This window comes from Actinoplanes sp. CA-142083 (assembly GCF_050942195.1).
Taxonomy (GTDB): Bacteria; Actinomycetota; Actinomycetes; order Mycobacteriales; family Micromonosporaceae; genus Actinoplanes.
Genome location: NZ_CP192076.1, coordinates 6,217,423 through 6,242,261, shown reverse-complemented (window position 1 = coordinate 6,242,261; position 24,839 = coordinate 6,217,423). Strand labels below are relative to the sequence as shown.

Genomic DNA, 24,839 nt, shown 5'->3' with positions numbered 1-24,839 from the left:
CGGAGTGACGGCATGAGCTTCAAAGAGGTACTGAGGTTCGCGCTGCGCGGCCTCTCCGCCAACAAGCTGCGCTCGGCGCTGACGATGCTCGGCATCCTGATCGGCGTGGCCGCGGTGATCCTGCTGGTCGCGGTCGGCAACGGCTCGGCCAAGGCGATCAGCGACCGGATCGAGGCGCTGGGCACCAACACCATCACGGTGATGAGCACCAGCCGCGGCGGATCCACCAACACCGCGCTGACCACCGAGATGGCCGACGCGCTCACCGACCCGGCCATGGCGCCCGACGTGAAGTCGGTGTCGCCGGTGGTCAGCTCGTCCGCGACGATCACCTACGAGGGCACCGACCACGACGTCAGCTCGTTCGTCGGCACCACCCCCGGCTGGTTCACCGCCTCCAACACGCCGATCGGTACGGGCAGCGGCTTCACCGCCGACGACGAGTCGCAGGGCCGGCGGGTCGTGGTGCTCGGCCAGACCGTGGTCGACGAGCTCTTCCCCGGCGTCGACCCGATCGACAAGCAGGTCACGGTCGGCGGCGCGCTGTTCACCGTGGTCGGCGTGCTCAAGGAGAAGAGCTCGACCGGCTTCCAGGACGCCAACGACACCGCGGTGGCGCCGCTGAGCGCGGTGCGGCAGGTGCTGACCGGCTACGGGGCATTGAACTCGATCCTGGTCGAGGCCAAGGACCCGGGCAAGGTCGACGCCGTGCAGTCCGAGGTGTCGACGATCCTGGACCAGCGGATGAGCGTCTCGGCGTCGACGTCCTCGAACTCGTCGACCACGCCGTACCGGATCCAGAACGCGTCGCAGCTGCTCGAGACGCAGACCGAGACCGCCGACACATTCACCACGTTGCTCGGCGCGGTCGCCGCGATCAGCCTGCTCGTCGGCGGCATCGGCATCACCAACATCATGCTGGTGACGGTCACCGAGCGGACCCGGGAGATCGGCATCCGCAAGGCGCTCGGCGCGCCGCGCCGGGTGATCCTGACCCAGTTCCTGATCGAGGCGACGCTGCTGAGTGTGATCGGCGGCGCGCTGGGCGTCGCGGCCGCGCTGATCGGCAGCAGCTTCGAGATCGTCGGGGTCAAGCCGGTGATCGTGCCCAGCTCCGTCGGGCTCGCCCTGGGCGTGTCCATCGCCATCGGACTGTTCTTCGGCGGCCTGCCCGCCAGCCGCGCCGCCCGGCTGCGTCCCATCGACGCGCTGCGCTACGAGTGAGGACCCGCTGTGACTCCCATGAATGACGACACCGCCGTGATCAACGTTGTCCCCTCCGCGGACTCCTCGGACGAGGGCGATTTCCGGGACGACGGGCTGGCCCAGGAGCTGGCCAAGGCCGCGCCCAAGAAATGGTGGAACAAGGCGACCGTCGTGCTCGGCGCGGTGGTGCTGCTGGTCGGCGGGTTCGTCGGCGGCCTGCAGGCCCAGAAGCAGTGGGGCACCTCGTCGACCGGCGGCGGCAATCGGGCTGCCTCGGGCTTCCCCGGCGCCGGGACCGGGCGGTACGGCGGGGGTTCCGGCGCGTACGGCTTCCCCGGCGGTCTTCCGGGTGGCGGCACGAGCACCGGCCAGCAGGGCGGCGCCACAACCGCCGCGGCCGGCACCACGGGCACGGTCAAGCTGGTGGACGGGACCACCATCTACGTGCAGACGCCCGACGGGAACGTGGTGACGGTCAAGACCGACGGCAAGACCAAGGTCGCTACGGCCAAGACCGGCAAGGTCGCCGACGTGAAGGCCGGCCAGTCGATCACGGTCCAGGGCGCCACCGGCTCGGACGGCACGGTCACGGCGACCTCGGTGACGGCCCAGCCGAAGTAGGCCCAGCCCAAGGAGATACTGGCTGCATGGCTGGTGACACCTCCGCGCAGCGCGCGACCCTGTCGGCCGTCGCGCGCGCGGCGGGAGTCTCGGTGCCGACCGTCTCCAAGGTCGTCAACGGGCGCACCGACGTCGCCCCGGAGACCCGGGCGCGGATCGAGGCGCTGCTGGCGGAGCACGGATACGTCGCCCGCGGTCCCGGCGGCGCCCAGCCCGCGACCCGTACGGTCGCCGTGGTCTTCGACGCCATGCACACCCCGAACAACGTCTCGATGCTGCGGGGCGCGCTCGAGGCGGCCTCGGCCGAGAACGTCGACGTGGTGGTCGACATCGTCCCCGACGACCCGCTCGGCGCGGCCTGGGCGCGGCGGCTGGCGGCGGCGCACCGCGAGGGCATGATCCTGGTGACCTCGAGCATCAATTCCCAGCAGTGGCGGCATTTCGCCGAGCAGCACCTCCCGATCGTGACGATCGACCCGGTCAACCTGCCCGGCCCCGACGTGCCCAGCGTGGGCGCGACCAACTTCAACGGCGGCATGGCGGCCACCGGGCACCTGCTGGAGCTCGGGCACCGGCGGATCGGCTTCGTCGAGGGGCCGCCGGGGGCGATGATGAGCCTCGCCCGGCTGCATGGCCACCACGCGGCGCTGTCCCAGGCCGGCCTGGCGAGCGACCCCGCGCTGATCGAGCCGGGCGGGTTCAGCTTCGACGGCGGGTTCGCGGCCGCGACCCGGCTGCTGAGCGCGGAGTCCCGGCCGACCGCGCTGTTCGCCTCCAACGACTCCCAGGCCTTCGGCGCGATCGAGGCGGCCCGCACGCTCGGGCTGCGGGTCCCGGAGGACGTCAGCATCATCGGGTTCGACGACGTGCCGGGCGCGCAGTGGTCGGCGCCGCCGCTGACCACCGTGCGGCAGCCGTTCGACGAGATGGGCCGGGTGGCGATGCGGCGGCTGCTGCGGCTGGTCGCGGGGGAGGAGCTGACCTCGCCGCGGGTCGAGCTGGCGACCGAGCTGGTGGTGCGGAAATCGACGGCCGAACCGTCGAAAACTTTCGAAGGTTGACGCGGAAGTTTTCGCAACATTACGTTGGTGATATCGCGGCGACCCCAGGAAGGCTCGAAATACCATGACCTCCGTGTTTCACGTGGCCACCACCGGTTCCGACACCGCCGACGGCTCGGCCGGGCGGCCGTTCCGCACGATCAACCGGGCCGCAACTCTCGCTCAGCCGGGCGACACCGTCGTGGTGCACGCCGGCGAGTACCGCGAGTGGGTCAAGCCCCGGCGCGGCGGCCTGAGCGACAACCGGCGCATCACCTACCAGGCGGCCGACGGCGAGCACGTGGTCATCAAGGGCTCGGAGCGGGTGACCGGCTGGACCCTCGAGGCCGGCAGCGTGTGGCGGGTGGCCGTGCCCAACGCGCTGTTCGGCGACTTCAACCCGTACGCGGAGGAGATCGCCGGGGACTGGATCGTCTACCGCGACGGCGACCCGCGCAAGCACCTCGGCGACGTCTACCTCGACGGGCTGAGCTTCTACGAGGTCGGCTCGCGCGCCGCCGTGGAGCGCCCGGAGACCCGCACCGAGGTGCGCGACGACTGGACCGCCGTCACCGTGCCGATCGCCAACCCGGCGCAGACCGGCCACGTCTGGTACGCGGAGGTCGGCGACGACGAGACGACGATCTGGGCCAACTTCCAGGGCGCCGACCCCAACGTCTCGCTGACGGAGATCAACGTACGCCGTTCGGTCTTCTTTCCTTCGGAGCACCACGTCGACTACATCACGGTGCGCGGCTTCGAGCTCTGCCAGGCCGCGTCGCCGTGGACGCCGCCGACCGCCGACCAGCCCGGCCTGATCGGGCCGAACTGGGCCAAGGGCTGGATCATCGAGGACAACGACATCCACGACGCGAAGTGCTCGGCGATCTCCATCGGCAAGGAGGTCTCGACCGGGCACAATTTCGCCACCGTACGCGGTGACAAGCCGGGCTATCAGTACCAGCTGGAATCCGTTTTCGCTGCCCGGCAGATCGGCTGGGACTCCGAGCACATCGGCTCTCACGTCATCCGCCGCAACACCATCCACGACTGCGGCCAGAACGGCATCGTCGGCCACCTCGGCTGCGTGTTCTCGACCATCGAGGACAACCACATCTACAACATCGCCACCAAGTACGAGTACTACGGGTACGAGATCGGCGGCATCAAGCTGCACGCGGCGATCGACGTGGTGATCCGGCACAACCGCATCCACGACTGCACCCTCGGCACCTGGCTGGACTGGCAGACCCAGGGCACCCGCATCTCCCGCAACGTCTACTACGGCAACAGCCGCGACCTGTTCGTCGAGGTCTCGCACGGGCCGTACCTGGTGGACCACAACGTGCTCGGCTCCAAGGCGTCGTTCGAGTCCTTCAGCCAGGGTGGCGCGTTCGTCAACAACCTGGTCGCCGGCACGGTGCGCCTCGAAGCGGTGCCCGACCGCGCGACGCCGTACCACCGCCCGCACAGCACGCAGGTGGCCGGGTACGCGGTGATCTGGGGCGGCGACGACCGCTGGATCGGCAACATCTTCCTGGGCGGCGACGTCGCGCAGGCGTACGGCCATGGCGGCGACGGCAAGGCGACGCCGCACCACGGCCTTTCCGGCTATGAGGGCTTCCCCGCGTCGTTCGAGGAATACCTCGAGCGCATCGAGGCCAAAGGCCCCGGCGACCACCAGAAGTTCCTCGACGTCCAGCAGCCGGTCTACGCCAGCGGCAACGTCTACGCGGCCGGCGCCCGCCCGTTCGCCGGTGAGCAGGAGCCGATCGTGCTCGAAGGCGGCCGCGTGGCCGTGGTCGAGCAGGACGGCGAGGTCTACCTGGAGGCCGACCTGCCGGCCGGCTTCGGCGAGGCCCGCGTCGGCGTCGTCTCCGGCCGCGACCTGCCGCGGGTCCGCTTCGCCGACGCCGACTTCGAGGAGCCGGACGGCACCCCCGCGGTCATCGACGTCGACCTGACCGGCCGGGTGAAGGCCGAGCCTTCGGCGGCGGGCCCCCTCGCCGGCCTCTCCTCCGGAAAGACTCGCACCCGCATCTGGTGACGAAACGCCCGGGTCGGGCCTTACCCTGAAATATATGGACAGAAGGACTTTCGTCCTGGGTGGGCTCGGCGCCGTGGCGCTTCCCCGCAAGGTCGCGTATCCGTTCACGCTCGGCGTGGCATCGGGCGATCCCGCGCCGGGCAGCGTGGTCCTCTGGACGCGGCTGGCGCCCTCGCCGCTCGACGCCGACGGATACGGCGGCATGCCATCCGGCGACGTCCGGGTCGAGTGGCAGGTCTCGAAAACCGAGGATTTCGGGAGCCTGGTCGCCGGCGGGACGGTGACCGCCCGGCGAGCCGGCGCGCACACGGTCCGCGTGGTGGCCGGTGGGCTGAAGGCCGATGCCGAGTACTACTACCGGTTCCGGGCGCAGGGGCACCTCTCGCCGGTCGGGCGGACCCGCACGACACCCGCGGCCGGGGACGCCGGGCGGGAGTTCACGTTCCTGTTCGCCTCGTGCGCGAACTTCGAGGCCGGCTACTTCACCGCCTACCGCCGGATGGCCGAGGAGCGCGCCGACCTGGTGCTGCACCTCGGCGACTACATCTACGAGGGCGGCCCCAAGCCCGGGCACGTGCGGCAGCACCTCGGGCCGGAGATCCGCACCCTCGCCGACTACCGGCGGCGGTACGGGCAGTACAAGACCGACCCCGATCTGCAGGCGGCGCACGCGGCCGCGCCGTGGGTGGTGGTGCCGGACGACCACGACGTCGAGGACGACTTCGCGGGCACCAGCCGGCTCGACAACATCCCGGCGCTGAGCGCGGCGCAATGGCAGGCGCGCCGAGCGGCCGCCTACCGGGCCTACTTCGAGCATCAGCCGCTGCGGGCGGAGCGGCTCTATCGCCGGATCCGGTGGGGGCGGCTGGCCACCTTCCACATGCTCGACACCCGGCAGTTCCGGGATCCGCAAGCCTGCGGCGGGCTGTGGAAGGCCTGCCCGGACGCGAACCGGCCGGCCCGCACCATCACCGGCGCGGCGCAGGAGGCTTGGCTGCTCGACGGGCTCGGGCAGAAGCTGGGCGCCTGGGACTTCCTCGGGCAGCAGGTGTTCTTCGCGCGCCAGGTCAACGCGCGCGGAGCGGCCAACATGGACGCCTGGGACGGATACCGCGCGTCACGGGACCGGATCCAGCGCGGGTGGGTGCAGCGCGGCGTCCGCAATCCGGTGGTGCTGACCGGCGACATCCACACGGCGTGGGCCAACGATCTCAAAGCCGACTACGCCGACCCGGACTCGGCCACCGTCGGCACCGAGCTGGTGTGCACGTCGATCACATCGCGCGGGGACGGGTCGGCGACGGCCACGATCCCGAACAAGGCGAACAACCCGCACCTGAAGTTCTACTCGGACCGGCGCGGCTACTCGCGGGCGACCGTCGGCGCCACGAGCGTCCGGGTGGACTTTCGTGGCGTCGACGCGGTCAGCCGGCGGGGCGCGGCGGTCCGGACCGTCCGGAGCTTCACGCTCCGGGACGGACGGCCCGGGATCTAGGACGCGACGACGTCGAGCACCCAGGTGACGCCGAAACGGTCCGTGAGCATGCCGTAGAGCGGGGACCAGCCGGCCGGTCCGAGATCCTGGACGATGGTGGCGCCCTCGGCGAGGGACTTCCAGTACGCGGTGATCTCGTCGGCATCCTGGCCGCGGACCGACACGAAGACCGGGGTGTAGGACCGGCCGGCCAGCACGTCGTAGGCCATGACGTGGAAGCCGTTGCCGGCCTGGACCTGTCCCCACATGATCTGGCCGGCATCGGCCGGGCCGGGGTGGTCGACCGCGGCGAGCTCGCCGCCGAAGACCGAACGGTAGAACTCCAGCGCCTGCCGGGCGTCGCGCGACTGCTGGCCCTGCTCTCGCTGTTGCAGGCCCGGCGGGACTGGCCGGGCACAGTTCTCGCCGATCGGCTCGGCATCAGCCTGCGCACGGTCCGCCGCGACGTCGACCGGCTCCGCGAGCTCGGCTATCCGATCGCCGCGGCCAAGGGGCCGGACGGCGGCTACCGGCTCGGCGCGGGCACCCAGCTGCCGCCGCTGCTCTTCGACGACGAGCAGGCCGTCGCCCTGACGATCGCGCTGCAGGTCGCCGCGACCACCCCGGGCAACGGACTCGCCGAGGACGCCGCGCGGGCGCTGACCACCATCCGGCAGGTCCTGCCCGCGCGCCTGCGCAACCGCGTGAACGCTCTCCAGATCACCGCGGTCGAGCGGCCGGGCACGCCAGCTCCCGTCGGCGGCGACGTCCTCCTGGCGATCAGCGCGGCCGTTCACGCGCGCGAGGTCCTGCGTTTCGACTACAACGCGGCCCCGCGCCGCGCCGAGCCGCATCACCTGGTCACCTGGGACGGGCGCTGGTATGTCGTCGCCTGGGACCTCGACCGCGCGGACTGGCGCACCTTCCGCGTCGACCGCATGAGCTTGCGCACCCCCAACGGCCCACGCTTCACGCCCCGCACGCTGCCGGGAGGAGACGTCGCCGCCTGGGTCAGCGAAACTTTCCGCGGCGCTGTCTGCCAGGGCACGGTGATCCTCGACCGGCCCGCCGCCGAGGTCGCGCTCTACACCCGGGACGGCGTCGTCGAGGAGCTCGGCCCGGACCGCTGCCGGCTCACCGTCGCCTCCTGGTCGTGGCCGAGCCTCGCCGCCGCGATCGCCCGTTTCGACGGCGGCATCGAGGTCGTGGCGCCTCCCGAGCTGTCCGAGGCCTTCTCCCATCTCGGGCGTCGGCTACTAAATGCCGCGGGCGGATCGTGATCTTTGTCAATACGTTGTCATATGTGAACCCATTGATGACGGCCCTCCGTGTTCCTAGGCTGAATCCAGCTCGGACGAGGGTCTGTGTGGGAGTGGGGGCCGGAGTGAGGCGAGGTCCAGGTGTGCGCCCAGGCGGCGGCTGGGCCACGCCGCAGCCCGTCTCCCACTCCCACACAGATCCTCCGAGGTGACTCGCGTGCAGTCCGACGCGACCTCCTTACGTGGCCGGGGCGCGCTGCTCGCCGTGATCGACGCGCGGCTCGGCGCGGGCGGCGGCGTGGCCCTGCACGGACCGGCCGGCATCGGCAAGACCGCCGTCCTCGATGCCGTCGCGGCGCAAGCGGCCGCGAGAAACGAGCTGGTGCTTCGGTTACGGCCCGTGCGGACCGAGCGATCCCTGCCGTACGCGGGAATCGCCGACCTCGTGTCGCAGCTCCCGGACGACGCCGCCCAAGCCCTGCCACCCGCCCAGCGTGCCGCTCTCGCCGCGTTGCGGCAGGGTCTCCCGCCGCGCGGCGGCACGCCGGCCCTCGCCCGCCGCCTCGTGCTGCCCCTGATGCTCGCCCATTGCGCCCGGCGCCGCGCCGTGCTGCTGGTGCTCGACGACGCCCAATGGCTGGACGCCGAGTCGGCCGAGCTGATCGGCTTCGCCATGCGGCGGCGGCCGGGACATCGGGTCCGGGTGCTCGCGGCCCAGCGCCGCCCCGACCCGGCCGGCAAACGCCGCGCCGCCCGGCTGTGCCCGGCCCCGGCGCTCGAGCTGGCCGTGCCGCCGCTGGACGCCGACGAGCTGACCGCGCTGCTCGAAGCGCGCGGGCTGCCCTGCCGCACCGCCAGCCGGATGCACGAGGCGAGCGCCGGCAACCCGTTCCTCGCGCTCGCGCTCGGCGGCGCGGTCGCTCCGGGACCCGCGTGGCGCCCGGCCCCGATCCCGGAGACCGCGCGGGAGCTGCTGCGCGACCGGCTGCGCGCGCTGCCCGCCGGGGTGGCCGCGACGCTGCTGGTGGCGGCGCTCGCCACCGACCCCACCACCACCGTCCTGCTGCGCGCCGGGCGTGACGACGCGGTACGCGACCTGCGGCTGGCCGAGACCGAGGGCGTGGTGGAGCTGGACGGGGAGGCGATCCGGTTCACCCCGCCGCTGCTCGCCCAAGTCCTCGCCGAGGAGGCCACCGCGGCCGAGCGGCACTCCGCGCACGCGGCCCTGGCGGCCGGCGCGGTCGACCCCACCGAGGCGCTGCGCCATCGGGCACTGCGTACGGGAAGGCCCGACGCCGCCGTCGCACGGTCCCTCGCGGCCGCCGCCGACCGGCGGGCCGAGCGCGGCGCGGGACGTGACGCCGCCGAGCTGTATCTGCTCGCCGCCGATCGCTGCCCGCACACCCTCGCCGCGCAACGGCTCGACTGGCTGGTCGCCGCCGCCCGCGCCGCCACCACCGGCGGGGCGCCGACCCTGGCCGGACGGGCCGCCGAGGCGGTGATCGCGGCGGACGCGCCGGCCGGCCACCGGGTACGGGCCCGGCTCGTCCTGCTCGACCTCGCCGGACAGGCGCTCGCCGAGATGGGGGAGACGTTCGCGGCGGCGCTCGCCGAGGCCGGCGACGACCCGGCCCTGCTCGCCCCGGTGCGGCTGCGGCTGACCTGGGCCGCGTTCCTGACCGGCGACCCGGACCGCGCCGCCGCCGAGGCCGGGCGCACGGTCGAGGCGGCGCGCCGGGCCGGCGACCCGACCACCGAGGCGATGGGGCTGAGCCTGATCGCGCAGGTGCAGCGGCTGCGCGGCGAGGCGCGCTGGGTCGACACCCTCTCGCAGGCCCTGGAACTGCCGGCCACCCCGGCGCCGGACTGGCTGCACTACGGGCCGCGCTACATGGCGGCCCGGTTCGCGATGATGGACGACCGCCTCGACGAGGCCCGCGACGAGCTGCTGAAGCTGCTGGTGGTGGCCGAGCACGACCGGATCGGCGAGGCCCGGGTCGAGGTGCTGCGCAGCCTCTCCGAGGTGGCCACCCGGGCCGGCCGCTGCCGGGAGGCCCTGCAGTACGCGCACCGCGCCGTCGACGCCGCTCAGCACGCCGGCCTGAGCCCGGGCCCGACCTGGTACACCGCCGCGGTCGCCGAGCTGGCCGGGGGCAGCCTGACCGCGGCCGCCGGGTTCGCCCGCCGCGGGGTGCGCGCCAGCGAGCAGGAGGGCGACAGCCTCTACCTGCGGCGCAACCTGCACGCGCTGGGCCAGGCCGAGCTGCGGCTGGGGGAGACCCGGGCGGGTGTCACCGCGCTGCGGCGGCTGCGCGACCTGGAGGCCGACTCCGGCGGCGCCGACCCGATGATCGTGCGCTGGCACGGCGATCTGGCCGGCGGCCTGGCCTCGCTGGGCGAGCACGCCGAGGCGGCGGCCACCCTCGCCGAGGCCCGGGCGGCGGCGCACCGGCTCGGCAACACCCCGGGCACGGTCGGCTACCTCGACCGGGCCACCGCCGTGGTGCTGTCGGAGAGCGGGCAGGCCGATTCGGCGGTGGTGCTCTCGGCCGCCGCGGCGCAGCACTTCGAGCAGCTGCACCAGCCGATCGAGCAGGCGCACGCGCTGCTCGTGCAGGGCGGCGCCGAGCGGCGGCGGCGCCGGTACGCGGCGGCCCGGGTGGCGATCGGCGCGGCGCTGGCCATCTTCCTGGCCGCCGACGCGAAGCCGTGGGCCGAGCAGACCGAGCGGGCCCTCGCGCGTACCGAGGGCAACTCGGCGCCCGGCATCCCGCCCGCCGACCTCGGCCTGACCTCCACCGAGCTGCGGATTGCCGGCCTGGTGCGCGACGGCGCCAGCAACCGGGAGATCGCCACCCAGCTCTACCTCAGCGTCAAGACCGTCGAGGCGACGCTGACCAGGGTGTACCGCAAGCTCGGCGTACGGTCGCGGACGCAGCTCTCGTCGCGCCTGCAGGTGTCCGAACTCACCTCGCCCGCCTGAGCTGCCCATTGTCGACGGAGAGTGACGTCGACTACAACGTTCTAGGCGAGTTTTACCTGCTTGATTTGGGGATGAAACCTCGGGCGTGGAGTGTTGTACCCGTCGAAGAACACTACGATCCGTTTAGGAGACACCCGCCATGCTTCGCGACGCCCTTACGGCTCTGGCCACCCGCCGGACCATGCGCATCGCCCAGCGCCGGCTCGCCGACGAGCTGGCATCGTTCCGCACCACCGCCGAGCGGGCGGAGCTCGACGAGCTCCTGAGCCGCCACACGGCGGAGGAGACCCGGGAGATCCGGGCCATCCTCTACCGTCAGGACGTCGAGCGTCAGCAGAGCAGCCGCCGGCAGACTGCCGGACTCGGTGGCTACCTCGGCTGAGCCTGCTGCTCGTCCTTCTTTGTCGAACTGGCCCGGACACTGCCCGCGTGGGCCTTGGTGTCCGGGTCTTTGCGTACCTTGATCAGGCTCGCGACAACCGTGACCGCCAGAACGACGACGATGACCGCGAGCGAGAGGCCGATGCCCACCTCCGGCACCGACTTGCTGATGTCCTCGTGCGCCCAGTGCAGCACCAGCTTGACGCCGATGAAGGCCAGGATCACCGACAGGCCGGTCGACAGGTAGACAAGGCGGTCGAGCAGGCCCTTCACCAGGAAGAACAGCGCCCGCAGGCCGAGCAGAGCGAACGCGTTGGCCACGAACACGATGAACGCCTCGTCGGTCACCCCGAACACGGCGGGGATCGAGTCGAGCGCGAACAGGATGTCCGAGCTGCCGATCGCGATCAGCACCAGGAACAGCGGGGTGAACATCCGCCTGCCGTCGACGCGGGTGATCATCTTGCCGTCGACGTAGTCATCGGTCAGCGGCAGGAACCTGCGGCCGGCCCGGACCAGCGCATTGTCCTCGATATCGGGATCCTCGTCGCGGTGCCGGAACAGCTGGATCGCCGTCCAGACCAGCAGCAGGCCGAAGATCAGGAACATGAACGAGAAGAGGCTGAGCAGAGTCGCGCCGAGCGCGATGAAGATGACCCGCAGCACCAGCGCGATGATGATGCCGAAGGTCAGCACCTCCTGCTGGTATTTCTCCGGCACCGCGAACGTGGTCATGATGATCACGAAGACGAACAGGTTGTCGACCGAGAGGCTCTTCTCGACGATGTAGCCCGCAAAATACTGCGCGCCGAAATCCCAGCCGGCGACGCTGCCGAAGACGACGCCGAAGGCGACCGCCACCGCGATGTAGAACGCGGACCACAGGGCCGCCTCACGGAACCCGACGGCGTGCGGGCGCAGCACACCGAGGGTCAGATCGAGGGCGAGCAGGGCGACGATGACACCGATGGTCAGCGTCCAGCCGAGCGCGGTGACCTCAAGCAACAGGGAACCTCCGAGCCGTAGTAAGCGGGGGCGATTCCTTTGAATTGTCCCCGCTTTTCCTGGGAGGTCCCTGGCAACGGGTCAACTGACCTGGAAAGACCTTTTCGCGAGCCCCCGTGGAATCGTCCGAGGCCCGCCTGTGGACGACCGCGCAAAAATGTCAGACCCACCTGCTCTGCTCGGCCCCACCCAGTGCCGGGGCGGGGGATGGCCTGTGGGCGCCGCGGAGATCAACAATCTTCGGCGCGGGCGCGGGCGCGGGCGCGGGCGCGGGCGCGGGCGCGGGCGCGGGCGCGGGCGCGGGCGCGGGCGCGGGCGCGGGCGGCGGCTCGGATGGCGGCGAGGGCGGGGCGCGGCGGTTGCGGTCGTCGGTTGCTGGGCTGGGCTTGCCATGGCCCGGGGGCGTGCGTGGTTGCGGTGGGGTGCGGCCGGTCGCGCCGACGTCGTTGACGGCGTCTGCGTCCCTTATGCCGGTTATGCCCAGGCGTTTGAGGACCGGAAGGTACATGTCGGGGAGATCTTGAGGAAATGCGGTTCGGTGCCCGCGGGAAGTCATCATCCTTCGCCAACCGCTGCGGCTAGCGCCGGAAATACCAGGATATTCCGGATCGGGCGCCGACGCGGTCGGCATGACCGACCGCGCCAACCGCCATAACCGCAGCCGGCTGCGTGCCGCCGCGGCCTGGTGAGCGGCGCGAGCTGGTGGGCCTGCGGCCTGGTGGGCGGGGAGAGCTAGCGAGCGCCCGTGTGCTGGTGGGCGGGGAGAGGTGGTGGGCGGCGCGAGGTGGTGGGCGGGGAGAAGGTGGTGGGCGGCGCGAGGTGGTGGGCGCCGCGAGGTGGTGGGCGCCGCGAGGTGGTGGGCGGCGCGAGGTGGTGGGCGGCGCGAGCTGGTGGGCGGCGCGAGCTCGGCGGCAGGGCGTGCTAGTTCACCTGGAATGAGCGCTTGGCGAGACCCATCCAGAAACCGTCGATCGGCTGCTCAGGAGCGCGCTCGGGATCCTCGGAAGCGCCCAGGGTCAGGAACATCGGCGCGAAGTGCTCGATCGTCGGATGTGCCCACGGCATGCCGGGGGCGCGGGAGCGGAAGTCGGCCAGCTCGTCCACCGCGCCGCGGGCGAGGGTCTCGGCGGCCCACGCGTCGAACTCGACCGACCAGCCAGGGGCGGCCGCGTCGGGGCGCCAGTCGCGCAGGAACGGCAGGCCGTGGGTGGTGAAGCCGGAGCCGACGATCAGGACGCCCTCGTCGCGCAGCGGCGCCAGCCGGCGACCCAGCGAGAGCAGGCGGTCGGGCTCGAGGGTGGGCAGCGACATCTGCAGGACGGGGATGTCGGCGTCGGGGTACATGACGGTGAGCGGCACATACGCGCCGTGGTCGAGGCCCCGGGTGGTGCGGGCGACCTGCTCGCTGTCCGGCATGAGCTTCTCGATCCGCGAGGCCAGCGCAGGAGCGCCCGGGGCGGGGTACTGGACCTCGTAGTACTTCTGAGCGAAGCCGCCGAAGTCGTAGACCAGCGGGACCGTGGCGGTGGCGCCGAGCATCAGCGGCGCCGACTCCCAGTGGGCCGAGGCCATCAGGATCGCCTTCGGCCGGGGCAGGCCGGCGGCGAGCTCTTGCAGCTGGGCGACCCAGCGCACGTCGTCGACCAGCGGCGGGGCGCCGTGGCTCAGGAACAGGGCGGGCATGCGGCTCACGAGATCCTCCGTTGAAGCTTCAAGCAACGGAAGGCAAGCGTACCTCCGATTTAGTTGTTCCGTCAAGTAACTACACAGCGTAAGCGTTGATCATGATCGATACTGTCCGTTATTGGTTGATTGCACCCATACCTAGCCATCGGCGTCTATCGACATGATCGGCGGGGATCCCCCGGCGGTGCGTTAAATCCGTTTTACATCGAACGAGTGACATTTATGAAAGTCCTGGTCAGAAGCCTTTGGCAGAATGCATTACGGATTCGGCCACTGCGGACGCAAACTCGCTCCGCAAAGGACATTGCGCCTGGCCTGCCACGCTGGCATGCTACGCGATGTTGCGCAGGGGGGCGCTCACCGTAACGAATGGCGAAGACTCACCCGCATCACGGTTAGTAGTCGCCACAGGTAGTTCAACGCACCACTCATAAGGAGGGCCCGCAGTGGCGTCGTCGCCGCAGCTCCCCCTCGCCGATGATCTGTTCTTGACCGCGCACGACACGGTCAAGGGCAAGTCGCTGCTGACGCCGGCCACCCTCGGCCTCGGGCTCGCGGCGGCGCTCATCGGTGAGCTTGTCTTCTGGCGGCGGCTGGATCTGATCGACGGCAAGCTGGCCTTGATCGACGATCGCCCCACCGGTGATCCGGCCACCACCGCCGTCCTCGACCAGCTGCTCCGCGAGGGCCACCACCGGGCGGTCCGCGACTGGATCTCGTTCCTGGCCACCGGCATCGCCACCGACCTGGTGGAACGCCGCCTCTCCCGGGCCGGTCTGCTGCACCGTCAGGAGAAACGCGGCCTGCTGGGCACCAAGGTGTCGTTCGTCCCCGCCGACTCCATGGTCGCGGGCTGGCCCGCCACCCGGATCCGCACCTTCATCGGACGCGGCGAGCTGCTCGACGTCTCCGACCTGGTCCTCGCCGGCCTCATCCTTGCCACCGGCCTCGACCAGCATGTCTTCCTCACCCTCGACGCCCGCGGCCGTGAGGCGTTGTTCGACCAGTTCCGGCGCCGTCTCCCGACCATGCTGCAAGAGCTCGTCGCGCACGCGGAGGCCTCGGTGGGCGACGCCGTCATGGCCCGGCGCGCCTGACAGACACACCACCCCTCAACCCCTCAACCCCCACCCGGAGACCCACGTGTCCAGCACTACAACACCACCGCAAAGCCAGCTGTCGACAGCCCTGGCCCGCGACCGCCTCGGCGTCGCCGCGGTGGTCTTCTTCGTGATGTCCGCCGCCGCGCCGCTGACCGTGGTGGCGGGCGTCGTCCCGACCGGCCTCGCCGTCACCGGTCTGACCGGTATCTCGATCGCCTTCCTCGTCCTGGCCGTGGTCCTGGCGATCTTCGCGGTCGGCTACGTCGCCATGTCGCGGCACATCGACAACGCCGGCGCGTTCTACGCCTACATCTCGCAGGGCATCGGCCGGCCGATCGGCGTCGGCGCGTCCTGGCTCGCGCTGCTCGCCTACAACTGCTTCCAGATCGCCGCGTACGGCGGTTTCGGCGCGATCGCGCAGCCGCTGTTCAAGGACTGGTTCGGCCTCGACATCCAGTGGTGGATCCTGGCGCTGATCTGCTGGGCGATCACCGCGGTTCTCGGCGTGCGCGACGTCGCCGTCAACGGCAAGGTCCTCGCCACCCTGCTGGTCGCCGAGATCATCCTGGTCGTGGTGTTCAGCTTCGCCGACATCTTCTCGCCGAACTTCCACCCCTCGTCGGCCCCGCTCGACCCGGGCAGCCTCGTCGGCTCCGGCTCCGGCGCGCTGCTGGCCATGGCGATCACCGGTTTCGTCGGCTTCGAGCAGTCCGTGGTGTTCTCCGAGGAGTCCCGTGACCCGCGGCGCACCGTCGCCCGGGCCACCTACATCGCCATCGCGCTGATCGCCGTCCTGTACGGCTTCGCCTCCTGGACGATGATCTCGGCGGCCGGTGACGACGTGGTCGGCCGGGCCACCAACGAGGGCCCCGACCTGTTCTTCAACGTCGCCTCCGACCAGCTCGGCACCGCGGCCATCCACCTCGGCCACGCGCTGTTCCTGACCTCGCTGATCGCCGCGATGATCTCGTTCCACAACATCATCTCGCGGTACACGTTCTCGCTGGGCCGTGAGGGCGTGCTGCCGCGCATGTTCGGCCGCACCGTCCCCGGCACCGGCGCGCCGAAGAACGGCTCGCTCGCCCAGTCGGCGCTCGGCCTGATCGTCATCGTGCTCTACGCGGTGATGGGCTGGGACCCGCTGGTGCAGATGTTCTTCTGGGGCGGCTCGTCCGGCGGCATCGGCGTTCTGCTGCTGATCACGGTCACCTCGGTCGCCGTCATCGGCTACTTCGCCCGCCACCCCGCCGGCGAGGACTTCTGGCACCGCATCGGCGCCCCGGTCCTCGGCACGATCCTGCTGCTGGTCATGAGCTACCTGACGCTGACCAACATCGCCACCCTGTTCGGTGTCGAGGCGGGCAGCGGGCCGACCTGGGTCGTGCCGCTCGCGTTCGGCATCGTCGCCGTGGCAGGCATCCTCTGGGCGCTGGTGCTGCGCAGCAGCCGGCCCGACGTCTACCAGGGCATCGGCCTCGGCGCCCGCAGCTCGACCGCCGGCAGCGGTGGCGGCGGCTTCGCGGCGGCGCTCGCCGGTGACCAGGGGGCCAAGTGACGTACCCCGAGATCCGCCCGGCCCGCGCGGACGAGATCCCCGCGGTCGGGCACCTGGTCGCCCTCTCGTTCCTCGACCTGCCGCAATGCGCGTACCTGGTGCCGCCGCTGGAGGACCGGCTGGCCGTGACGGCGGACTACTTCACGATGCTCACCGAGCACGCGCACCGGTACGGCCGGATCGACGTGATCGACGACCCGGACGGCGGGCTCGCCGCCACGGCGGTGTGGTTCGACTACACGCGTGACGCTCCGGACCCGGAGAACTACGAGGAGAACCTGCGGTCGATGGCCGGGGAGTACCTCGACCGGTTCCAGGCGCTCGACGTGCTGTTCGAGAAGCACCACCCGCACGACGAGCACCTGCACCTCGCGTTCCTGGCGGTCCACCCCGACCACCAGGACCACGGGCTCGGCAGCAAGCTCATGGAGCGCACCCACGCCGAGCTCGACACGGCCGGCACTCCGGCGTACCTCGAGGCCACGAACCAGAACAACGTGCGCCTCTACCGCCGGCACGGTTACGTCGACATGGATCCCTTCGAGATGCTGCTGCCCGACGGCACGCCCTTCTTCCGGATGTGGCGCGCGGTCTGAGGCTCGCGAGCGAAAGGGCGTGACCACCGTCCGGTCACGCCCTTTCGCATGCCTGAAGAAGCCATGCCTCGAGGAAGCAAAACAGGTCACCAGTCGAATTCGGGCCCCCGCGCGCTTCCCGAGGGCAGCAGCGGCCGCTGGGTGTACTGCCAGGTCTCCACCACGACGTACCGATGGCCGCGGGGCGGGTTGAACTCCGCCGGCCCGCAGTCGTGCTTCAAGGCAAAATCGGTGAACATCAAACCCTTGCATTCGTACGGCCCGGCGGCCACTTCATCGGTCTTGACGTCGCGGACCGTCAGCGCGAGATCGATCTGTATCCCCGGCGCGGCCTCCAGCTGACCCATCACGCGGATCGACGGGCCGACCGCGTGGCAGGGACGAGCCAGAACCGGATGACCAAGATCCCAGCTGTACGAGTCACCGCAGCGCCACGGCCCGAACTGGACCTTCGCTCCCGCCTTGGCCGGACCCACCGTGGCGGCCGCCTCGGCCTGCGCCCCGCCGGTGATCGCCCGCCCGCGGGCCTGCTCCGGCAGGGACGAGCCGAGGCTTCCGGGAAGGCCAGGAAGTCCCGCCGCCTGTTCCTGGGCCACCTTCGACGGGACCTGTTGCGCGGCCGCCGAGGCGCCCGCGCTCGGGTGCAGCCCGGCGCCCCCGGCCGGCGGCAGGGCCAGGCCCGGCTGGGCGCCGTCGGCGGAGGCGGCCGGCGGACGCCCGGCGCCGATCAGCTGCCACGCGTTGAAGCCGCCCAGCCCCGCCACCGCCGCCGCGGCGGCGACCAGCGCGATCATCATGCCCGGGTGGCGCCACATCCAGGTGCGGGGGCCGTTGCGCGGCCGTTTGCGGGCCGGCGGGCGCCGCGTGGAGGGATGTGGCTGCCCGAGGTGCGCTGTGTTCCCGTACGCGAAATCGGGGTTTTGGGTCGTCGAAGTCAACGCCGGGACGCCGGCCATCTGCCGGGCCAGGTCCCGCAAGGCGCCGCCCAGCTCACCGGCGGTCGGGCGGCGCGCCGGATCCTTGTCGAGACACCATTCGATCAGCGACCACACCGGCTGCGGCATGCCCGGCGGACGCTCGGGGGACTCCTCGACGTGGCGGCGCAGCACCGCGAGAGGCTCGCCCGAGTACGGGGGAGCGCCGGTGACCAGCTCGTAGAGGACGATCCCGGCCGAGTAGACGTCGGACGCCGGCTCCGCGTCGCCGTGGATCGCCTCGGGCGCCATGTAGTGCGGGGTGCCCACGATCGCCTGCGGGGTGGTCAGCCCGGCCGCGTCGAGCACCCGGGCGATGCCGAAGTCGGTGAGGCGCACCTCGTGCCGCCCGTCGGTCTCCTGCAGCAGGATGTTGTCGGGCTTGACGTCGCGGTGCACCACGCCGAGCTCGTGCGCCTGGGTGAGCGCCGCCGCGACCTGCGCGAGGAGGGTGGCGGCCTCGGCCGGCGGCAGCGTGCCCGCCGAGATCAGCCGGTTGCGCAGCGAGCCGCCGGCCACGTAGTCCATCACCAGCGCGAGGGAGCCGCCGACGCTGAACAGGTCGTGCACGCCGACGATGTTCTCGTGGCGCATCATCATCAGGATCGTGCGCTCCTGCACGAAGCGGATGACCAGCTTGGGCTGGCGCAGCAGGCCTTCGTGCAACAGCTTCACGGCGACGTACTCGCCGGTGGACCGGTCGATCCCGCGCCAGACGGTGCCGGTGGCGCCATGCCCGACCGGGCAGACGAGAACGTACGAGTTTCCTACGCAGCGACCGCTGAGATCGGCGGTGGCGGCCTCGGCGGGTCCCGGGCCACTCATGGAGAGGGATGACTGCACCCGGCCGATGTTGTGCGCCGGGGCCCGGGACGAGCAACTTGCAGCGCCCGTTCTGTCAGGAAAGGCGGATCACGAGAATGCATCGTTACCCGCTCACGTTCTGAATCGTTCGGCTATCCATGCGCGCCGTTCTTGTTAGGGTGCCCGGATGCCTTCCGCGCCCGCCCTGCTGCCGCGCTCGGCCCCGGCCGCCGCGGGGGTGTCGTCCCGCGCCATCGGCGCGCTGCTGGACCGGCTCGACGAGCGATCGGTCGAGTGCCACTCCATCATGGTCGTCCGCCACGGTCAGGTCGTGGCCGAGGGCTGGTGGGCGCCGTACTCGGCCGCCCGCCCGCACCTGCTGTACTCGCTGACGAAGTCGTTCACCTCGATCGCCGTGGGGCTCGCGGTCGCCGACGGGCTGCTCTCGCTCGACGACCGGGTGGTGGACGTGCTGCCCGAGCACGTTCCGGCCGGCATCTCGGCGCAGGGCCGCCGCATCACCGTCCATCACCTGCTGTCGATGACGAGCGGGCATGCGACGGACAGCCTGGCCGAGGCCTGGGAGCGGGAACCGGGCGACCTGGTGAAGGGCTTTCTGCGGGTGCCGTTCCCCGACCCGGAGGGCACCCGGCACGCCTACGACAACGCGACCACGTTCCTGCTGGCCCGGATGGTGGAACGGGTGACCGGCCGGGGCCTGCCGGAGTTCCTGGACGAGCGCCTGTTCGCGCCGATGGGCGTCGGCCACGCCGAGTGGGACCGGGTGGCGAGCGGGCTGGCCTTCGGATTTCACGGGCTGCATCTGACGACCGAGGCCGTCGCCGCCTTCGGCGAGTTGCTGCGACGCGAAGGCCGGTGGGGAGACCGGCAACTCGTCCCGCGCGATTGGGTACGGCTCGCGACCAGCCGGCACATCGAGACGCTGCCCTTGGAGGACGGCGCGAGGGCCTCCGACTGGCTCTGCGGGTACGGGTACCAGTTCTGGATGTCGCGTCATGGCTACTTCGGCAGCGGCGCCAACGGCCAGCAGTGCCTGGTCGTGCCCGAGCACGACCTCGTGGTCGCCCTGACCTGCGCCACGCTGGACGAGCAGGCGTCGCTCGACGCGATCTGGGAGTGCCTGCTGCCCGGCCTGGACCAGGCTGACAGCGCCCGGGACGACGAGATCCTCGCCGACCGGCTGCGGCGGCTGTCGCTGGCGCCGGTGCCGGGCACGGCCGACCCGGACCGCTCGGTCGAGGCGAAACTCGACGGCTTCGCCGAGGACTCACCGCTGCCCGACGGCACCACGGTGGTGGTCGATCCCGCGCACGGCGGGTGGCGCTTGCGGCTGGGGTCGTCGCTCGCCGTCGAGGCCGGCCACGGCGAGTGGCGGGAGAGCTCGCCGCTCGGCCGCCCGGTCGTCGCGGCCGGCGGCTGGCAGGGCGACACGTTCGTCGCCGACCTCTACGTCATCACCAGCCCGCACCGGGTCCGGCTGGTCGTCGACGCCGCCGCGGGCACCGCCGTGGCGGCGTGGAACACCGTGCCGCTGACCAAGCCCGATCTGACGCTGCACCTGCGGGCGCCTTTGATGACGCGCCCCGACGTCGCCTAGAGGTCGTCGCAGGTCTTCTCGTAGGGGAGCAGCGGCCGGACCCGGAGCGAGAGCGTCTTCTCCCCGGAGGACCAGCGGGTGCGCGCGGTGGCGGTCAGCGCCGTCCGCAGCAGGCGCGCCGCGTCGGCGCCGTCGAGGACGAGACAGGGGCGGCCCGGATAGCCGGGCATCTGGGCGGCCGGCGTGGGCAGCGGCCACGGGCGTACGTCGGTGGTGTCCTCGTCCTCGCCCACCACGACGGCCGCGACCTTCTCCGGCACGTAGGCGCCGCCGGGCTCGCCCGCCCGGAGCGCCTCGGTGGCGAACCTGATCGCCCGTCCGCGCGCGCCGCCGTCGCCGAAGTCGGGCGCCACGACACTGGTCTCGTGGGTGCCCTTGTCGGTGGTGATCCGCACGACGAGCGCCCCGGCGTCCAGCACGTCCTCGGTGTGCCGCCGCGACCGCATCAGACCGGCATCGTCGGCGTCGCGGTAGAGCTCGGCGACCTGCCCGGCGGTGAGGGCGCGGCGCTTGCCGGTGAACGCGATGCCCTGGTCGTCGTCGCCGATGATCGCGCTGCCGTCGCCCAGCAGCACGAAGGAGGGAAGCGCCCACCGCGACGCGGGCGGAGAGAACCCGGGATGCTCGTCGATCAGCAGGATCGGCTGGTCGCCACCGGCCGGCGGCGGAAGCTCCGGCTCCCCGCCGCAAGCGGCCAGTAGCGACAGGACCGCGAGGGCGGCGAGAAGTCGGAAGCGCATGCCCCTCCGACGCCCGGACCGGAGTGAAGGTTCCGCACCATCTGGGTAACGTCGGGTGAATGCCCGAGCTGAAACGGCTGGACGCCGGTCATGCCCCGGCGGTGCTGGCTTTCGAGCTGGCGAACCGCGCCTATTTCGCCGCCTCGATCTCCGACCGCGGCGACGACTATTTCGAGCAGTTCACCGAGCGCTACAACGCCTTGCTGGCCGAGCAGGAGGCCGGCGTTTGCGCCTTCTATGTGCTCGTCGCCGAGGACGGCTCGGTACTGGGCAGGTTCAATCTGTTCGACATCGCGGACCACTCGGCGAACCTTGGCTACCGCGTCGCGCAGCATGTCACCGGCCGCGGCGTGGCGACCGCGGCCGTCCGGGAGCTGTGCGAGCTGGCGGCGGCCGAGCATGGGTTGCGCATCCTGCGGGCGGCTGCCGCCTTCGAGAACGCGGCTTCCCGGAGGGTGCTCGCCAAAGCCGGGTTCGTCCCGGACGGCCCGGCGCAACCCGGCGGCAAGCCGGGCACCTGGTATCGCCGCGACCTGGCGCCCGGCCAGCGCCGATGATCAGCGAGGGATCGTCACGGTCTGGCGATCGGCGGAGTGCGAGCCTCAGTCGACCGGGGCCAGGTCGACCGGGATGGCCGCCGGGGTGGGGACGCGGCGGCGCCGGGTGGCGAAGGCGACGGCGATGCCGAGGGCCAGGGCGGCGATGAAGAAGACGTAGGCGCCGGTGAACGCGGCATGGAAGCCGGCCACGCGACCGTGGACTGCGCCGTGGGCGTACGCGATGGTCAGAATCGCGACGCCGAGCGACGCACCCACCTGATGGGCCACGTTGACCAGGCCGGAGGCGGCGCCGGCGTCGCGGGGCTCGACCCCGGCGACGCCGCCGTTGGTCATCAGGATGATCGCGATGCCCTGCCCGACGCCGATCACCAGCAGCGGCAGCAGCACGTCGGGGAAGTACGACGAGCCGGTCGAGATCCGCGACAGCCACCAGGTGCCGGCCAGGGCCACGGCCAGTGACGCGACCAGCAGGGCCGGGCGGCCGAAGCGGCTCAGCAGCGGCCGCACGGCGTACACCATCGCGAAGAACATGCCGGTGACCGGGACGAACGCGAAACCGGTCGCGAGGGCGCTCAGGTGCAGCACCTCCTGGAGGTACTGGCTGAGGAAATAGAACACGGCGAAGTTCCCGCCGACGATCAAAATCCGTCCCGCGTACGCCCCGGAGCGCTCGACGCTGGCGAACAGGCGCAACGGGGTGATCGGCTGGGCCACCACGCGCTCGATGAGGACGAAGGCGATCAGCAGCGCGACGCCGAGGGCCAGCGGGATCACGGTGGAAACCGAGGTCCAGCCCTTCTCGGCGGCCTGGATGAACCCGTAGACGAGCCCGGTCATGCCGAGCGTGGAGGTCAGCGCGCCACCCAGGTCGAAGCTGCCGGTGCTGCGCTCGGTCTCGGCCAGGAAGCGCGGCGCGAGCAGCGCGATGACGATGCCGATCGGGACGTTGACGAGCAGGCCCCACCGCCAGGAGAGCAGGTCGGTGAAGAAGCCGCCGATCACGATGCCGACGCTGCCGCCCGCGCCGATCACGCCGCTGTACAGGGCGATCAGCCGGGCCCGGTCGGCCGCGTCGCGGGAGCCGGAGACCAGCAGCGCCAAGGTGGACGGCACGGCTAGCGAGGCCGCCACGCCCTGCACCGCGCGGGCGGCGATCAGGAACGGGCCGGTGGGGGCGAGGCCGGCGGCCAGCGACGCGACGGTGAACAGCGCGATGCCGGCGACGAAGACGCGCCGGCGCCCGAGCAGGTCACCGGCGCGGGCGCCGAGCAGCAGCAGGCCGCCGAAGGCGAGCACGTAGGCGTTCTGCACCCAGGACAGCGCGCCCTGGGAGAAGTCGAACTGCTGCTGCACCTTCGGCAGCGCGGTGGTGATGATCGACGTGTCGAGCGTCATCATCAGCTGGGAGCCGAGGATCAGCGCGAGCGCGATGCGGCGGGGTGGTGCGGTGTCCATGCCGGTGTCTTCTTTCGTCGGGCATGCGGGTGCGGGGACGTGATCGACGATTGCCTTCGTCCGGGCGTGGCCGAGCCCGTGTGCCACACGTGGGATTGCCCTGGGAGGACCGCCCGGTGGGGGCGGTCACACCTAACTCAGGGCCAGTAGTCCGGCGAGTGCGACCTCGAGGGACCGGCCGAGCCGGGCCGCGAAGTCCACGCGGGAGTGCGCGAGCCGGGGGTCGGTGACCGCCTCGGCGACCGCGGGGGCCGGGTTGGCGAACGGCCAGAGCCCGGCGAGCAGCAGGATGGTCAGTGCCACGAACTCGCGGGCGGCCGGGCCGGCCAGGGCCGGGACCCGCTCGGTGAGCAGGCCGGCCAGCCGGGCTTGCAGGGCCGAGTTGGCGAGCTTGAAGTCGCGGACCGCTTCGGCGGAGATGTTGCGTTCCAGCTCGGTGCCGAGCGAGCTCCACAGCTCGCACAGCAGCGGGCGGGCGGCGAGGGACCGGGCGAGCGCGCCGGGCACCGCCGCCGGGTCGCCCGCCGGGAGCTCGGCGGGCAGCTCGGCCAGCCAGTCCTCGATGCCCTGGTTGAGCAGGGCGAAGAAGACGGCTTCGCGGGTCTCGAAGTAGCGGACCACGTTGGTCTTCGACAGCCCGACCCGGCGGGCCAGCTCGCGCAGGCTGATCTCGCTCAGCGGCATCTCGCCCAGCAGGTCCGCCGCCACGCCGAGGATGGCGCGGCGCCGGGCCTCGCGCTGCTCGGGGCTGCGGGCGCGCTGGAAGTCGGTCATGACATGCGCAGACTACTGGTAGCTGACCGACTCGCTGACCGTGCGCCACGCCGCGTCGGAGGCGGCGAGGCTCTGCGCCTGCGCCGCCGCGACGGCCACCGCGTCGGCGCCGAGCAGCAGGTGCACGGGCGGCTCGGGGTGCTCGGCCAGGTCGATGAGGACCTGGGCGATGCGGGCCGGGTCGCCGGGCTGGTTGCCGTCGGCGGCACGCAGCCGGGCCACGGCGGGCTCGATGACCGGGCGGTAGGCCTCGCTGACCGGGTGCTCGCTCATCGACGAGCCGGCCCAGTCGGTGCGCATGCCGCCCGGCTCGGCGACGGTCACCTTGATGCCGAGCGGCGCGACCTCCTTGGCCAGCACCTCGGAGAAGCCGCCGACGGCCCACTTGGCCGACTGGTAGGCGCCGAGGCCCGGCCCGCCGACCCGGCCGCCGACCGACGAGACCTGGATGATGCGGCCGCCGCCCTGCGCCCGCATGACCGGCAGCGCGGCCCGGGTGACGTTGACGACGCCGAAGAAGTTCGCGTCGATCTGCGCCCGGAACTCGTCGGCGGGCATGTCCTCGATGGCGGTGACGTCGGCGTACCCGGCGTTGTTGACCAGCACGTCGAGCCGGCCGAACGCGTCCACCGCGGCGGCGACCGCGGCTTGGGCGGCGGCCGGGTCGGTGACGTCGAGGGCGACGGTGCGCACCCGGTCGCCATACGCGTCGGCCAGGTCCTTGAGCTGCTCGGGGCGGCGTGCCGTGGCGACGACCCGGTCGCCGGCGGCCAGAACCGACTCGGCGATCTGCCGGCCGAGGCCGCGGGAGGTGCCGGTGATGAGCCAGACCTTGTTCATCAGTCTCTCCTCAGTTAAGAGGCCAGTGGAACCTTATGGCTCCACGATAAGAGGCCACTGGACCTTTAGCCAGCGTCTGCGACGCGGATCACGAACCGCGACGTTTGCGTGCGCGATC

Annotated in this window: 21 protein-coding genes; 13 read left to right on the top strand and 8 right to left on the bottom strand. The window is 71.8% G+C overall.

Annotated elements, in window-relative coordinates:
* The first annotated feature begins 12 nt into the window (after positions 1-12).
* The 5 genes from ACQPZX_RS28640 to ACQPZX_RS28620 all read left to right on the top strand — a co-directional run bounded on the left by ACQPZX_RS28640 (position 13) and on the right by ACQPZX_RS28620 (position 6,409).
* Positions 13-1,224 (top strand): ABC transporter permease, encoded by a 1,212-nt coding sequence (locus ACQPZX_RS28640; protein ID WP_433361522.1) that lies wholly within the window; start codon positions 13-15, stop codon positions 1,222-1,224.
* Positions 1,225-1,242: 18 nt separating this feature from the next.
* Positions 1,243-1,827, top strand: a complete 585-nt coding sequence (locus ACQPZX_RS28635) for a hypothetical protein (RefSeq protein WP_433385470.1) — start codon at positions 1,243-1,245, stop codon at positions 1,825-1,827.
* 26 nt (positions 1,828-1,853) lie between these two features.
* Positions 1,854-2,888, top strand: a complete 1,035-nt coding sequence (locus ACQPZX_RS28630; protein WP_433361520.1) for a LacI family DNA-binding transcriptional regulator — start codon at positions 1,854-1,856, stop codon at positions 2,886-2,888.
* Positions 2,889-2,952: 64 nt separating this feature from the next.
* On the top strand, positions 2,953-4,914 hold the full coding sequence (locus ACQPZX_RS28625; RefSeq protein ID WP_433361518.1) for a right-handed parallel beta-helix repeat-containing protein: 1,962 nt from the start codon (positions 2,953-2,955) through the stop codon (positions 4,912-4,914).
* A 34-nt stretch (positions 4,915-4,948) separates the two neighbouring features.
* Positions 4,949-6,409, top strand: a complete 1,461-nt coding sequence (locus ACQPZX_RS28620; protein WP_433361516.1) for an alkaline phosphatase D family protein — start codon at positions 4,949-4,951, stop codon at positions 6,407-6,409.
* Here the strand turns inward: ACQPZX_RS28620 and ACQPZX_RS28615 are convergent.
* Positions 6,406-6,735: a VOC family protein gene (locus ACQPZX_RS28615; protein ID WP_433385467.1), complete on the bottom strand. Its 330-nt coding sequence runs from the start codon at positions 6,733-6,735 to the stop codon at positions 6,406-6,408. The genes ACQPZX_RS28620 and ACQPZX_RS28615 overlap by 4 nt on opposite strands.
* On the opposite strand from ACQPZX_RS28615, the gene ACQPZX_RS28610 reads away from it, so the two are divergent.
* The 3 genes from ACQPZX_RS28610 to ACQPZX_RS28600 all read left to right on the top strand — a co-directional run bounded on the left by ACQPZX_RS28610 (position 6,622) and on the right by ACQPZX_RS28600 (position 11,012).
* Positions 6,622-7,668 (top strand): helix-turn-helix transcriptional regulator, encoded by a 1,047-nt coding sequence (locus ACQPZX_RS28610; protein WP_433361513.1) that lies wholly within the window; start codon positions 6,622-6,624, stop codon positions 7,666-7,668. The genes ACQPZX_RS28615 and ACQPZX_RS28610 overlap by 114 nt on opposite strands.
* Before the next feature lie 196 nt (positions 7,669-7,864).
* Positions 7,865-10,630 carry an AAA family ATPase gene (locus tag ACQPZX_RS28605; RefSeq protein WP_433361510.1) on the top strand — a complete coding sequence of 922 codons (2,766 nt, stop codon included), beginning with the start codon at positions 7,865-7,867 and terminating at the stop codon, positions 10,628-10,630.
* Between the two features lie 139 nt (positions 10,631-10,769).
* The gene (locus ACQPZX_RS28600; RefSeq protein ID WP_433361507.1) at positions 10,770-11,012 is read left to right on the top strand and encodes a hypothetical protein; all 243 of its coding nucleotides are present in this window, start codon (positions 10,770-10,772) and stop codon (positions 11,010-11,012) included.
* Here ACQPZX_RS28600 and ACQPZX_RS28595 read toward each other — a convergent pair.
* Both ACQPZX_RS28595 and ACQPZX_RS28590 read right to left on the bottom strand, forming a co-directional pair.
* Positions 11,000-12,016: a TerC family protein gene (locus ACQPZX_RS28595; protein WP_433361505.1), complete on the bottom strand. Its 1,017-nt coding sequence runs from the start codon at positions 12,014-12,016 to the stop codon at positions 11,000-11,002. The genes ACQPZX_RS28600 and ACQPZX_RS28595 overlap by 13 nt on opposite strands.
* A 921-nt stretch (positions 12,017-12,937) precedes the next feature.
* Positions 12,938-13,699: a dioxygenase family protein gene (locus ACQPZX_RS28590; RefSeq protein ID WP_433385464.1), complete on the bottom strand. Its 762-nt coding sequence runs from the start codon at positions 13,697-13,699 to the stop codon at positions 12,938-12,940.
* Positions 13,700-14,148: 449 nt separating this feature from the next.
* Here ACQPZX_RS28590 and ACQPZX_RS28585 point away from each other — a divergent pair, with 449 nt between their 5' ends.
* From ACQPZX_RS28585 to ACQPZX_RS28575, 3 genes are read left to right on the top strand one after another with little or no spacing between them, the layout of a single operon-like run.
* Positions 14,149-14,799, top strand: coding sequence for a GOLPH3/VPS74 family protein (locus ACQPZX_RS28585; RefSeq protein ID WP_433361502.1), 651 nt, complete (start codon positions 14,149-14,151; stop codon positions 14,797-14,799).
* Positions 14,800-14,845: 46 nt separating this feature from the next.
* The gene (locus tag ACQPZX_RS28580) at positions 14,846-16,360 is read left to right on the top strand and encodes an APC family permease (RefSeq protein WP_433361499.1); all 1,515 of its coding nucleotides are present in this window, start codon (positions 14,846-14,848) and stop codon (positions 16,358-16,360) included.
* Positions 16,357-16,956: a GNAT family N-acetyltransferase gene (locus ACQPZX_RS28575; RefSeq protein WP_433361496.1), complete on the top strand. Its 600-nt coding sequence runs from the start codon at positions 16,357-16,359 to the stop codon at positions 16,954-16,956. The genes ACQPZX_RS28580 and ACQPZX_RS28575 overlap by 4 nt, the downstream gene beginning before the upstream one ends.
* 86 nt (positions 16,957-17,042) lie before the next feature.
* On the opposite strand, the gene ACQPZX_RS28570 is transcribed toward ACQPZX_RS28575, so the two are convergent.
* On the bottom strand, positions 17,043-18,773 hold the full coding sequence (locus tag ACQPZX_RS28570; RefSeq protein WP_433361493.1) for a serine/threonine-protein kinase: 1,731 nt from the start codon (positions 18,771-18,773) through the stop codon (positions 17,043-17,045).
* 148 nt (positions 18,774-18,921) lie between these two features.
* On the opposite strand from ACQPZX_RS28570, the gene ACQPZX_RS28565 reads away from it, so the two are divergent.
* Positions 18,922-20,352, top strand: coding sequence for a serine hydrolase domain-containing protein (locus tag ACQPZX_RS28565; RefSeq protein WP_433361490.1), 1,431 nt, complete (start codon positions 18,922-18,924; stop codon positions 20,350-20,352).
* Here the strand turns inward: ACQPZX_RS28565 and ACQPZX_RS28560 are convergent.
* Positions 20,349-21,092 (bottom strand): hypothetical protein, encoded by a 744-nt coding sequence (locus ACQPZX_RS28560; RefSeq protein WP_433361487.1) that lies wholly within the window; start codon positions 21,090-21,092, stop codon positions 20,349-20,351. The genes ACQPZX_RS28565 and ACQPZX_RS28560 overlap by 4 nt on opposite strands.
* A 59-nt stretch (positions 21,093-21,151) precedes the next feature.
* On the opposite strand from ACQPZX_RS28560, the gene ACQPZX_RS28555 reads away from it, so the two are divergent.
* Positions 21,152-21,649 (top strand): GNAT family N-acetyltransferase, encoded by a 498-nt coding sequence (locus ACQPZX_RS28555; protein ID WP_433361484.1) that lies wholly within the window; start codon positions 21,152-21,154, stop codon positions 21,647-21,649.
* Between the two features lie 45 nt (positions 21,650-21,694).
* Here ACQPZX_RS28555 and ACQPZX_RS28550 read toward each other — a convergent pair whose 3' ends face one another.
* The 3 genes from ACQPZX_RS28550 to ACQPZX_RS28540 all read right to left on the bottom strand — a co-directional run bounded on the left by ACQPZX_RS28550 (position 21,695) and on the right by ACQPZX_RS28540 (position 24,721).
* A complete protein-coding gene (locus ACQPZX_RS28550; protein ID WP_433361481.1) occupies positions 21,695-23,107 on the bottom strand; it encodes an MFS transporter in 1,413 nt (470 codons plus the stop codon).
* A gap of 132 nt (positions 23,108-23,239) precedes the next feature.
* On the bottom strand, positions 23,240-23,881 hold the full coding sequence (locus tag ACQPZX_RS28545; RefSeq protein ID WP_433361478.1) for a TetR family transcriptional regulator: 642 nt from the start codon (positions 23,879-23,881) through the stop codon (positions 23,240-23,242).
* Positions 23,882-23,893: 12 nt separating this feature from the next.
* Complete coding sequence (locus ACQPZX_RS28540) at positions 23,894-24,721, bottom strand: oxidoreductase (protein WP_433361475.1); 828 nt, start codon at positions 24,719-24,721, stop codon at positions 23,894-23,896.
* Positions 24,722-24,839 lie beyond the last annotated feature (118 nt).